Annotated in this window: 8 protein-coding genes; 7 read left to right on the forward strand and 1 reads right to left on the reverse strand. The window is 68.2% G+C overall.

The features are described from left to right. The first annotated feature begins 196 nt into the window (after positions 1 to 196). Positions 197 to 2,821, forward strand: a complete 2,625-nt coding sequence (gene mutS, locus U5N23_RS21920) for a DNA mismatch repair protein MutS (protein WP_322594848.1) — start codon at positions 197 to 199, stop codon at positions 2,819 to 2,821. 8 nt (positions 2,822 to 2,829) lie between these two features. Here mutS and U5N23_RS21925 read toward each other — a convergent pair whose 3' ends face one another. Beyond that, complete coding sequence (locus U5N23_RS21925; RefSeq protein WP_322594849.1) at positions 2,830 to 4,032, reverse strand: alpha/beta hydrolase family protein; 1,203 nt, start codon at positions 4,030 to 4,032, stop codon at positions 2,830 to 2,832. Positions 4,033 to 4,507: 475 nt separating this feature from the next. Between U5N23_RS21925 and U5N23_RS21930 the strand changes: the two genes are divergently transcribed. The 6 genes from U5N23_RS21930 (at position 4,508) to U5N23_RS21955 (ending at position 12,717) form a co-directional block, all read left to right on the forward strand. After that, positions 4,508 to 5,335, forward strand: coding sequence for a proteasome-type protease (locus U5N23_RS21930; protein ID WP_322594850.1), 828 nt, complete (start codon positions 4,508 to 4,510; stop codon positions 5,333 to 5,335). 206 nt (positions 5,336 to 5,541) lie between these two features. Then, the gene (locus tag U5N23_RS21935) at positions 5,542 to 6,360 is read left to right on the forward strand and encodes an alpha/beta hydrolase (RefSeq protein WP_322594851.1); all 819 of its coding nucleotides are present in this window, start codon (positions 5,542 to 5,544) and stop codon (positions 6,358 to 6,360) included. A gap of 228 nt (positions 6,361 to 6,588) precedes the next feature. Beyond that, a complete protein-coding gene (locus tag U5N23_RS21940) occupies positions 6,589 to 7,413 on the forward strand; it encodes a carotenoid biosynthesis protein (protein WP_322594852.1) in 825 nt (274 codons plus the stop codon). Further along, positions 7,410 to 8,903: an oxygenase MpaB family protein gene (locus U5N23_RS21945; protein ID WP_322594853.1), complete on the forward strand. Its 1,494-nt coding sequence runs from the start codon at positions 7,410 to 7,412 to the stop codon at positions 8,901 to 8,903. The genes U5N23_RS21940 and U5N23_RS21945 overlap by 4 nt, the downstream gene beginning before the upstream one ends. Positions 8,904 to 8,992: 89 nt before the next feature. Then, positions 8,993 to 10,729 carry a diguanylate cyclase domain-containing protein gene (locus tag U5N23_RS21950; RefSeq protein WP_416208666.1) on the forward strand — a complete coding sequence of 579 codons (1,737 nt, stop codon included), beginning with the start codon at positions 8,993 to 8,995 and terminating at the stop codon, positions 10,727 to 10,729. Between the two features lie 134 nt (positions 10,730 to 10,863). After that, complete coding sequence (locus U5N23_RS21955; RefSeq protein ID WP_322594855.1) at positions 10,864 to 12,717, forward strand: diguanylate cyclase; 1,854 nt, start codon at positions 10,864 to 10,866, stop codon at positions 12,715 to 12,717. The last annotated feature ends 36 nt before the right edge of the window (positions 12,718 to 12,753 follow it).

The following is a 12,753-nucleotide window of genomic DNA, read 5'->3' on the forward strand; positions in this document are numbered from 1 at the left end:
TGCATTGCGCGGCGGCAACCGCCCATGGCTGGAGGGCGCGAAAGCAGGTGGTCAACGGCTTCTCCCTACCCAGGCCCCTGCACTCCAGGCAGGGCGACCTGGTGCGGCGGGCGAGAATACGGCCCCGCGCACTGCACCGCATTGCGCCAGAATTACCCCCAGCGCTGGCCTCCATGCCGCCAAGTCATTGATTTAAATGGATAAAGCAGACCTGTCCTCGCACACCCCGATGATGCAGCAGTACTTCACCCTGAAGGCTGCGCACCCGGACACGCTCGTCTTCTACCGCATGGGCGACTTCTACGAGCTGTTCTATGCCGACGCGGAAAAGGCCGCGCGCCTGCTGGACATCACGCTCACGCAGCGCGGCCAGTCCGGCGGCCAGCCGGTGATCATGGCCGGCGTGCCCTTCCATGCGCTGGAGAACTACCTGGGCCGGCTGATCAAGATGGGCGAGTCGGTCGCCATCTGCGAGCAGGTGGGCGACGTGGCCACGGCCAAGGGGCCGGTGGAGCGCAAGGTGGTGCGCGTGGTCACGCCCGGCACGCTGACCGATACCGAGCTGCTCTCGGACAAGGCCGAGTCCCTGCTGCTGGCCGTGCACCAGGGCCCGCGCGGGCGCGCTGGCCTGGCCTGGCTGAGCGTGACCCAGGGCCGCGTGTACCTGGCCGAATGCGCGCAGGACGAGGTGGGCGCCTGGCTGGCGCGCGTGGCGCCCAGCGAGGTGATCTACAGCGCGGGCGTGACCGAGCGCTTCGAGCAGCAGCTGCAGGTGCTGCGCCAGGGCGGTGCCTTCACCTGCCCCATGGGCCCGCGGCCGGACTGGCAGTTCGACGCCACGCTGGGCGAGCGCAAGCTGCTCGAGCACCTGGGCGCGGCCAGCCTGCAGGCCTGGGGCGCGCAGGAGCTGACCCAGGCCCATGCCGCCGCCGCCGGCCTGCTGGCCTATGCCGAGCACACCCAGGGCCGCACGCTGACCCACGTGCACAGCGTGCAGGTGCAGCGCGGCGACGACCTGATCGACCTGCCGGCCAGCACGCGGCGCAACCTGGAGATCACGCGCACCCTGCGCGGTGAGGATGCGCCCACCCTGTTCTCGCTGCTGGACACCTGCATGACCGGCATGGGCAGCCGGCTGCTCAAGACCTGGCTGCTGGAGCCCCCGCGCGAGCGCACGGCCGCGCGCCAGCGCCTGGCCGCCACCACCGCGCTGCGCGGTGCGGGCGGTGCCGGTGGCGGCGCCGGCCCGTGGGCTACGCTGCGCAACGAACTCAAGGGCGTGAGCGACGTGGAACGCATTACCGCGCGCATCGCCCTGCGCCAGGTGCGCCCGCGCGAGCTGGTGGGCCTGTGCAAGACGTTGCACAAGGCGGCCCTGCTGGCGCGTGCCGGCCAGGCTGCCGAGCCCTACCTGGCGGAGATCTTCGGCCAGTTGCACCCGCCGGTCGATTGCCCCGAGCTGCTGCAGCGCGCCATCACCGAGGAACCCGCCGCCCTGGTGCGCGACGGCGGCGTGATCGCCACGGGCTTCGACAGCGAACTCGACGAGCTGCGCGCCATACAGACCAACTGCGACGACTTTCTGCTCGACCTGGAAACGCGCGAGAAGGCCCGCACCGGCATTGCCAACCTGCGCGTACAGTTCAACAAGGTGCACGGCTTTTACATCGAGGTGACCAGCAGCAACCTGGACAAGGTGCCCGATGACTACCGCCGCCGCCAGACGCTGAAGAACGCCGAGCGCTTCATCACGCCCGAGCTCAAGACCTTCGAGGACAAGGCGCTGTCGGCCAACGAGCGTGCGCTGGCGCGCGAGAAGTGGTTGTACGAGCAGGTCTTGGACCAGTTGCAGCCCCACGTGCCCGCCCTCACCCGCCTGGCCCAGGCGCTGGCCGCCCTGGACGTGCTGTGCGCGCTGGCCGAGCGCTCGCTCACGCTGAACTGGTGCGCGCCGCAGTTCGTGGCCGAGCCCTGCATCGAGATCGAGGACGGCCGCCACCCGGTGGTGGAGGCGCGGCTGGCCGAGGTCTCGGCCGGCAGCTTCATCGCCAACCACACGCGGCTGAACGCCAACACGCGCATGCAGGTCATCACCGGCCCCAACATGGGCGGCAAGTCGACCTACATGCGCCAGGTGGCGCTGATCGTGCTGCTGGCCAGCATGGGCAGCCACGTGCCGGCCAGCGCCTGCCGGCTGGGGCCCATCGACGCCATCCACACGCGCATCGGCGCAGCGGACGACCTGGCCAATGCGCAATCGACCTTCATGCTGGAGATGACCGAGGCCGCGCAGATCCTGCACGCCGCCACGCCGCACAGCCTGGTGCTGATGGACGAGATCGGCCGTGGCACCAGCACCTTCGACGGCCTGGCCCTGGCCAGCGGCATCGCCACCCACCTGCACGACAGGACGCGCGCCTTCACGCTCTTCGCCACGCACTATTTCGAGCTGACCGAGCTGCCGGCCAAGGCGCGGCATGCGGTGAACATGCATGTGAGCGCGGCTGAGGCGGGGGCCGACATCGTCTTTTTGCACGAGATCCAGCCCGGCCCGGCCAGCCGCAGCTACGGCATCCAGGTGGCCAAGCTCGCGGGCGTGCCCGGTGCGGTGCTGAACCATGCGCGCCACGCGCTGGCCTCACTGGAAGAACGCGCGGGCGAGGACGAGCTGCAGGTGGACCTGTTCGCCGTGCCGGCCATGCCCGAGAGCGCGGGTGCCAGCCCGGTCGAGGCACTGCTGGCCAGCATCCACCCCGACGCGCTGAGCCCGCGCGAGGCGCTCGATGCGCTCTACCAGCTCAAGAAGCTGGCGAGCAGTTGACCTCCCCCTTACAGATCCTGTGCCAGCGGCGCCAGTTGCCCCAGCATGTAGTTGAGGAACGGCGGCACGCAGCCGATGTGGCTTGAAGGCACGGCGGGGCAGTCGGTCAGGGTCACGAGGTCGCCGGCGCCCTGGGCGCGCATGGCCTGCAGCGTGGTGACCGAGCTGCCATAGGGCACGGTGACGTCGTCGCGGCCGTGGTACAGGCGCACGGGCACCTGGGGCTTCCAGTCGTGCACGTTGCTCACGCGCGCCACGGCCTGCACGTCGTCGGCCAGGAAGTTGTCGATGAACTGGTTGTCGAACGTCACGTCGGCCTCGTCGGGCAGCAAGGCTTTCAGCAGCGCACGGCGCACCTCGCGCTGCACGCTGCCGCCCAGGTAGCGCAGAAAGCCGGGGTTGATCAGCGCGCCGAGCACGGGCTCGCGATCGCGCACCACGTTCACCAGCCCGTCGAGCGTGGCCTGCACGTTGTACGGCCCCGCCCCCACCACCACCATGCGCAGGGCCTGGCGCTCGGGCGCAGTGCCCGCCTGCAAGCTGCGGTGCGCGGCCATCGTGGCGTAGCCGCCCTCGGAATAGCCGGTGAGGAACAGCTGGCCGTTGTCGGCCGCATTGCCCTGGCTGCGCCAGGTGCGCGCTGCCGTCAGCATGTCCAGCGTGGCCGCCGCCGTGGGCGCCGCCAGCAGGTAGGGATGGGGCACGCCCTTGGAAACACCGTAACCCACGTAGTCCGGCGCCACGACGATGTAGCCCAGCGAGGCCATCACCACCGCGACCTCGGAGCCCACGGCGTTGTTGCTCGGGGCCTCGGCACTGGTGAAGATGGTGCCGTGCTGGTAGCCCAGAACCGGGCTGCGCGCACCTGCGGCCTTGACCGGCACGCTGACCAGGCCCGAGGCGCGCACCTCGCGGCCCTGGGCATCGGAGGTGATGTACTCCAGCCGGTAGGACGTGACGGAATAGCGCGGCACGATGCCCTGCACCTTGGAGGCATCCTTGGCGAGCGCCTCGGTGATCTGGGCCGGGGTGATGGTGTTGAGCAGCGCAGCCGATTTGAGGTCACCTGCGGCGGCCACGGGCGGCGGCACCGGGACGTCGCCATCGCTTTTGCTGTCACCGCCACCGCAGGCGGTCAGCGCAATGGCCGCAGCCACCAGAATGCTGCGCGGCAGGAGCGCAGGCCTTGCAAGGGTAGGAAAATGGAACAAGGTACCGCCTTCAGGTATGAGTTGTGAGTGATGGTAAGCATGGCAGCGCAAATTCGCGTCAGCCAACACGCCGTGGGGATGTCAGATTTTGTTTCCTGCGGCAGTGGCTTCGTCGGGCGAAGGTGGTTTGCGGCGGATTGGCCATAAAATCGGGGGTTGCCACTGCGCCGCCTGGCACTTTTGCTATTGTTTTTGAAATGCCCCGGCAGCGCCGATGCCCAGGCTGGTGCACACTGCAGGGCCTGGGAGCCTGTCGGACTTGGAGCGTCGAAAGCGAAAATCGGCCTCAGCGAGGACAGTTTTTGCCGGATTCGCAGCCCCATAGCCAGGCTATGGAGCAAGAAGACGGTGAAAAATGGACCGCTGCGGCCGATTTGCAGCCGACGATTTCCAAGTCCGACAGGCTCCTGGCCAAGCCCCTCGCGCCGCCGACAGGCGCCCCACAATGCCTTCCTTTTTGCCGACCTAAGCCTCCATGACGTATTGCGTCGCCATCAAACTCAACGCCGGGCTGGTTTTCCTGTCCGATTCCCGCACCAATGCGGGCCTGGACCAGATCAGCTCGTTTCGCAAGATGATGCTGTACGAGAAGGCGGGCGACCGCTTCATGGTGCTGCTGTCCGCCGGCAATCTGTCCATCTCGCAATCGGTGCGCGAGATCCTGCAGACCGAGCAGATCATCGACCGCGACGAGGAAGAGCCCATCACCATCTGGAACGCCAAGAGCATGTTCGACGCCGCGCGCGTGCTGGGGGCCGCCGTGCGCCATGTGCACGAGCGCGATGGCGCGGCGCTCAAGCGCTCGGGCGTGGACTTCAACGTGTCCATGGTCTTCGGTGGCCAGATCAAGGGCGAGGGCATGCGCCTGTTCCAGGTGTATTCGGCCGGCAACTTCATCGAGGCCACGTCCGAGACGCCCTACTTCCAGGTCGGCGAGTCCAAGTACGGCAAGCCCGTGCTCGACCGCGTGCTCACGCCCGAAACCCCGCTGGACGAGGCCGCCAAGTGCGCCCTGGTGTCCATGGACAGCACACTCAAGTCCAACCTCTCGGTGGGCCTGCCGCTGGACCTGGTGGTCTACGAAGTGGACCGCTTCGCCACCGACAAGATCATCTGCATCGACGAGCACAACCCCTATTTCCGCATGCTGCACGACAGCTGGGGGCAGAAGCTGCGCCAGGTGTTCGACAGCATCGAAGATCCCGCCTGGGGCGGAGGTGACACGGCCGTGCCGATCATGGTGAACCCCTCGCGCAGCAAGGCGCTCAAGAAGATCACCAACCACCTGGACAAACTCATCTAAGAAGGTGGGAACGAATCCGCCATACCCGCTCATGCTGCAAAAACACGCCCGCTCGTCGTTGCAAATGCGCGCCATAGCCCGAGCTATGGCTGTGCTTTGCGCCTAGATCGAACGCGTTTTCGCAACCTGCTCGGGCACGTCGGATCCATTCCCACCTTCTGAGTGCCGGGCGCGCCTGCCGCCCTGCCCCTCCCGCTTCCCCCTCTATGCTCCCCATCGTTTTCTCGCACGCCAACAGCTTTCCCGCGGGTACCTACCGCCTTCTCTTCCAACTCCTGCGCCAGCGCGGCTTCGACATCAGCGCGGTGGAGCGCTACGGACACGAGCCCCAGTACCCGGTTTCCAACAACTGGCCGCACCTGGTGCAGCACCTGGCGGACTTTGCGGGCGAGCAGATGCAGCGCCTGGGCGAGCCGGTCTTTCTGGTGGGGCATTCGCTGGGCGGGTTCCTGAGCGTGATGGCTGCGGCACGCCACCCGCACCTGGTGCGCGGCGTGCTGCTCATCGACTCGCCGCTGATCGGCGGCTGGCGCGCCAATGCGCTGGACGTGGCCAAGCGCACCCAGGTGGTGGGCTCCATCTCGCCTGGCAAGGTCAGCCGCCAGCGGCGCTTTTCCTGGGCCAGCAACGAGGAGGCGCTGGAGCACTTTCGCCGCAAGAAAGCCTTTGCGCACTGGCACCCCGAGGTGTTGCGCGACTACATCACCCATGGCCTGGCCGACCAGGACGGCAAGCGCGTGCTGGGCTTCGACCGTGCGGTGGAGACGGCCATCTACAACACCCTGCCGCACAACCTGGGCCGCTTGCTGAGCCGGCACCCGCTGCAATGCCCCGCAGCCTTCATCGGCGGGCGCGATTCCGAAGAGATGAAGCAGGTGGGCATGGCCATGACGCTGCGCATCACCGAAGGGCGCACCATGATGCTCGACGGCAGCCACCTGTTTCCCATGGAGCAGCCTGAGGCCACGGCCGCGGCCATCGAGGCCTCGCTGCTGAACCTGGCGGCCGTGGCGGCACGCGGCTAGCCACCCAAGGGCCTGCCAGGGCCCCAGGGACATGGAACGCCCCCTGAACGAGGGTTGTTTCTAATCCTTCCTGTCTATTCACGGGCGCACGCAATTGACGCCACAATGGGTGAACCGTTGAATAGAGGGGGAAAAGCGCGCTGTTGACCGATTCTCAGGACAAAAAAGCGGGGAATGTGTCGCAACAATCCCCTACACTGGGGTTTTGTAACAGCGTGTACACGTTTCATGCCTGCTTCCAATTTGCTGACCGTCCGGCTGCCGCTGCTGATCTTCGTGCTGGTTTCGGCCTGGCTGATCTACACGTCCATCGGCCCCGGTAAAGCCGTCACCCTGGCCATCGCGATCGCCTCGGTGCTGATGTTCGCCGCCACCTGGGCCAGCGCCACACGGCTGCTGGGGGCGTCCGCCGCGCTGCGCTTCCTGTCGATCTCCGTCTCCCTGGGCTGGTTCGCCGAGCAGATGGGCAGCACCCATGGCTGGTTCTTCGGCAGCTACACCTATACCGACGTGCTGGGCCTGCGTTTCGTCGGCGTGCCGGTGGTCATCCCGATGATGTGGTTCGCGCTGACCTATGCGGGCTACGTGATCAGCAACCTCATCGTCTGGCAGGCGCCGGTCGATGGGGCTCCCGGGGTGGGCAATGCGCTGTTCCTGTCGTTTCTGGCGGCCATGATCGTCACGGCCTTCGATCTGGGGGCCGACCCCTACCTGGTGTATGTGCTCAAGGCTTGGATCATGACCAAGACCGATGGCGCCTGGTTCGGCGAGACGGTGCAGGGCTTCTTCGGCTGGGTCTTCGTGAGCTTCTGCATCCTGTGCGCCTTCCGCTTCGCCACGCGCAAGATGCCGCTCAAGGCCGGCTCGGTCCACTTCCTGCCGCGCCACGCCACCGTGCCGCTGGGCATCTACAGCGCCGGTCTGGTGTTCCAGGTGTTCCTGGGCCACCCGGTGGAGATCAAATCCATTGCCCCGTTTGCCATGGGCATCCCGCTGCTGTGCGCCCTCGCCGGCCTGCAGCGCTGGCGCAACCAGCTGAAAGCCGCACAATGAGCCACAAGAACACGGAGCCCGCCATCTCCGACGCGGCCCTGGCCTCCATGCAGCAGCATGCCGATCCGCTGGCCGACGACACCATGGCCGACATCCTGGGCCCCTGGCCGCCCGGAATGCCGTCGGTGGATGCGCCCCAGTGGGAGCGCATCGCCACCGTCAACCGCCTGTTTGGCGAATGGACCACCAATGCCAGCATCGACGGATGGAAGGCCAGCGGCGAGGGCGTGACGCCCGAGCTGGCCCAGGCGCTGCAGGACTACCTGGCCAAAGGCCAGGCGCTGCCCGACTGGGCGGACGCCCGCAAGATCGAACGCGCCGAAAAGATCTTCTTCGACCATGGCGCGCTGTCGTGCATCCTGCTGTTCTGCGCCAGCCTGCCCGAGTGCTACGTGATCCCCGACCTCTCCAGCGTGCTGCACACCGCCGGCCAGCTGGAGCAGCACACCGAGTACCGCATCCGCTCCACGGCGGCCATGATCTTCCCGGTGATGATGCACGGCGGCCTGACCCGCAGCGATGGCGCGGGTGTGGCGCAGATCCTCAAGGTGCGCCTGATCCACGCCACCATCCGCAACCTGATCATGCGCGGCAAGCCCGAATCGGCCGTGAAGGACCTGCTGGCGCAGCTGAACATCGTGGGCGCCGGCAAACTCGGGGCGTTGCCGGGCCTGCCGTCCAGGCCCACCATGTACCAGGCGCTGTTCGCACGCGGCTGGGACCTGGCCAACGACGGCCTGCCCTGCAACCAGGAAGAGCTGGCCTACACGCTGCTCACCTTCGGCTATGTGTTCCTGCGCAGCATGCGCCGCCTGGGCATCGGCCTGGCGCAGCACGACGAGGAGGCCTACCTGCACGCCTGGAACGTGGTCGGCCATGTGCTGGGCATCGAGCGCGGGCTGATGGTCGAGACCATGGACCAGGGCAAGGAGCTGATGGCCCGCATGCAGGCGCGCGGCCGTGCCGAGCCCGTGAGCCCCGACCCCCGCCCTGGCCTGGGCCAGGCACTCATGGCGACCATGGCCAATTCGATCCCCTGGGACATCGCCAAGCCCTTCCCGCAGCTGATGACGCGCTTTCTGTGCGGCAAGGCCACGGCGAGCGACCTGGGCCTGACCCAGCCGGTGCCCTGGTCGTCGGCCCTGCTGTTCTGGGGCGTGCTGCTGGTGGCCCGGGTCATCGACCGGGTGCTGCGCCTGGTGCTGCCGCGCTTTTCCATCGTGCGCACGCTCACGCGCATCCTGGGCTACCACTTCATGAGCCGCGTGCTGATGAGCCAGACCCGGCCCCTGCAATTGCCCAGCGAGCTGCTCAACCAGGTGGACGGGGTGGTGCACAGCTGGAGCGACGACCCCCATGTACCGAAGTGGATCAACCGTATCGAGGACCGCCTGACCACACGCGGCACCTGGAGCCTGAAGCTGGCCACCAGCGCCCGCCCGGCGGCCACGGCCTCCCAGCCTGCCGCCACGGCGCAGGAGCCAGCGTAGTCCCCATGGCCCGCCACCCCAGCGCCACCCGCCGCCAGTCGGCAGGACACGCGAGCCTGCCGCCTGCGCGGCGCGGTGCGTGGCGGTGGATGGCATGGCTGGCCATGGTCCTGCTCTGGCCGGCGCTGGCCGCCGCCGCAGCCCCGGCGGTCCAGCCGCTGGTGCTGGACGACCAGCAACCCTCGGTGAACGCCTGGCCCCAAGTGCGCATGCTGCCCGACGCCAGCCGGTACCAGACGGTGCAGAACATGCTCGGGCGCCTGCCCGAGTTCGCCCGCCCCAGCGGAGCGCAAGGCACCCTGGGCGTGCGCCAGGACGCGGTGTGGCTGCACCTGCCGCTGCGCGTGGCCCAGGCACCGGCCCATCCCTGGATCCTGAGCATCGACTACCCCGTGCTCAACGAGGTGGACGTTTACCTCACATCGCAGGGGGCAGTGGTTCAGCAGGCCCTGATGGGCAATCTGCGCCCCTTCTCCGACCGGCCGCTGCGCGGGCGCACGCCTTCGATGATGCTCAACCTGCAGCCCGGCCAGCAGTACGAGCTGCTGGTGCGCGTGCGCACCGCGGGCGCGATGATCGTGCCGCTGACGATCAGCAAGGCCCCGGTGCTCCTGCCGCTGGCCCTGCGCGAGCAGATGCTGCAGGGCCTGCTGGCCGGGCTGGCCCTGTGCCTGGTGGTCTACAGCCTGACCCAGTGGGCAAGCCAGCGCGAAAAGCTGTTCCTCTTCTATGCCCTGCTGGTCACGGGCAGCGCGGGCTTTTCGATCCAGTTCTTCGGCATCGGCAGCCAGTTCCTGTGGAGCGACAACCACTGGATGGAGGTCCATGCCGCCAGCGCCGCCGGGCTGCTGGCCCTGGGGGCTTCGTTCCTGTTCATGGGCTATGCGCTGGCGGGCGACAATCCGCGCAGCCGCTTCCTGGCCATCATGCAAGGCGGGGCCACGCTGTGCGGGCTGGTGGGCATCGCCTTCCTCACCGACCTGATCGACACCCGGCAGGCCACCGCCTTCCTGAGCATCTTCGGGCCACTGCCCTCGCTCATCAGCCTGCCCCTGGCCTTGAAGCGGGTGCGCCAGGGCGACACCGTGAGCACCACGCTGCTGGCGGCCTGGATCGCCTACTTCGTTGCCGCCGCCGTGATGGTCGGTCTGGTGCAGGGCTGGGCGCCGCTGTCGTTCTGGACCCTGCACTCCTTCCAGATCGGCGCCACGGTGGACATGCTGCTCTTCCTGCGCGTACTGGCCCTGCGCACCGACGCCCTGCGCACCGCCACCGACGACGCCCTGCGCGAGCGCGACGCCATGCGGGCCCTGGCCTATACCGATGCGCTCACCGGGCTGCCCAACCGGCGCGGCCTGCAACTGGCCTTGAGCAGCGCCATCTCGCTGTGCGCGCCCAACCGCCTGGTGGCCGTGTACCTGCTGGACCTGGACGGCTTCAAGCCCATCAACGACCTGCACGGCCACGATGTGGGCGACGACCTGCTGGTGGCCGTGAGCCACCGGCTGCAGGACCATGTGCGGCGCAAGACCGACGTGGTGGCGCGCCTCGGCGGGGATGAATTCATCATCATGGCCGCCGATCTGGTCCGCGCCGAGCAGGCCGAGGACCTGGGCAATGCGCTGCTGCACGCGTTCCGTGAGCCATTCAGGATGAGCCACCTGCAGATGCACGTGGGCCTGACCATCGGCTATGCGCTGGCCCCCCTCGATGGCGCCGAGCCCCGCGAGCTGATCCGCCTGGCCGATGCCGCCATGTACCAGGGCAAGCAAAGCGGCAAGCACTGCCTCATCCGCAACGATGCCAGCGTGGCGCTGCCGGCCTGAACCCCATGCGCCTGACGAGCCCCGCCCCCTGGTCGGCACGCTGCGTGCATAGGGACCTGTTCCCCAGGCATACTGGTCGACCCCAGCCACCAAGGCCTGCCGCCACCGACCTCGCGCCCCGCCCTGTGCCCACCATGTCCAGCGCCCCCCCCCTTTGCGTTGCCGGTGCCACCCCGGTGGCGCATGGCCCACCCGGTGGACACCCGACGGGCGTGTTGCAAGGGTTCCTGCGTTCGCTGGCCCGCCTCGGTGCGATGGCCGCCGTGGCGCTGCTGGGCCTGCTCATGCTCCAGGGGCTGCCGGCGCATGCGGCCACGCCGCTCGTGCTCAGCCCTGACAGCGAGAGCCTGGACGCCTGGAGCGTGATCACCCTCCAGGCCGATGCCTCGCGCGAACTCACGGCCAGCGACATGCTGCGCCGGCTCGACCGCTTCGAGGAGCCGGCCCGCCGCGGGGGCTCCATCGGAACGCACAAGGAGGCGATGTGGCTGCGCATTCCGCTGGCCGTGCCCGAGACCCCCTCGCACCAGTGGATCGTCAACCTCGACTACAGCTCTCTGCAGGAGGTCGACATCTACCTGACCAGCCAGGGCCAGGTGCTGCAGCAGGCGCTGCTGGGCTACCTGCGCGCGCCCGGCAAAACCGCAGGCGCCAGCAGGACGCCAGGGCTGGCCCTGAACCTGCAGGCCGGGCAGGCCTACGACGTGCTGGTGCGCGTGCGCACCGCAGGACCGATGATCCTGCCCATCACGCTCAGCGAGGCACCCTACCGGCTGAAGATGGCGCTGCGCGAACAGATGCTGCAGGGCCTGCTCAACGGCCTGGCCTTCTGGCTGCTGCTGTACAGCGTGCTCCAGTGGGTCGGCCAGCGCGACCGCCTGTTTGCCTGCTATGCGCTGGTGGTGCTGGGCAGCGCCGGCTTTTCCCTGCAGTTCTTCGGCATCGGCGTGCAGTTTCTCTGGCCGGGCAGCGTGTGGATGGAAATGCACGGTGCCATCATCTTCGGCCTGGTGGCGCTGGTGGGCTCCTTCCTCTTTCTGCGCCAGGCGATGGCCGGCGACGCCCCACACAGCCGCTACGCCCGCACCATGCAGGGCGGCGCTGCACTCACGGCCCTGGTGTGCCTGGCCTTCGTGTTCGACCTGCTGAGCGTCAAGGCGGCCACCCTCTTCATGAGCCTGTTCGGCATGCTGCCGACCCTGCTGAGCCTGCCCGCCGCACTGCGCCGCGCACGCCGCAAAGACCCCATCGGCGCCACGCTGCTGGTGGCGTGGACCGTCTATGGCGCGGCCGCCCTGCTGATGGCGGCCCTGGTCCAGGGCTGGGTGCCGGTGAATTTCTGGACCCTGCATGCCTTCCAGTTCGGCGCCACGGTGGACATGCTGCTCTTCCTGCGCGTGCTGGGGCTGCGCTCGGAGGCCTTGCGCAAGGCCACGCTCGATGCCCTGAGCGAGCGCGATGCCATGCGCTCGCTGGCGCATACCGACCCGCTCACGGGCCTGCCCAACCGCCGCGGCATGCAGATCGCACTGAACTCGGCGCTCCAGCAGTGCGCGGCCGACCGCATGGTGGCGGTGTTCCTGCTGGACCTGGACGGCTTCAAGCCCGTCAACGACACGCATGGCCATGACGTGGGCGACGACCTGCTGGTGGCGGTGGGCAAGCGGCTGCGGGACAACATGCGGCGCCAGAGCGATGTGGTGGCGCGCCCCGGTGGCGATGAGTTCATCATCCTGGCCCCCGAACTGACCCGGCCCGAGCAGGCCCGCGAGATCGGCGAAGGCCTGCTGCAAGCGTTCCGCGAGCCGTTCACGCTGCGCAACCTGCGCGTGAGCGTGGGTCTGACCATCGGCTACGTGCTGGCCCCCTTCGACGGCAAGGACGTGCGCGAACTCATCAGCAAAGCCGACGCCGCCATGTACCGGGGCAAGCAGACCGGCAAGCACTGCCTGCTGCGTGGCGACAGCCCCGTGGCACTCGCATCCTGACCATGCAGCAAGCCCTGGCCCCCCCACCCACCGCCC

The sequence above is a fragment of the Acidovorax sp. genome (assembly GCF_034519795.1).
Lineage (GTDB): Bacteria > Pseudomonadota > Gammaproteobacteria > Burkholderiales > Burkholderiaceae_C > Acidovorax.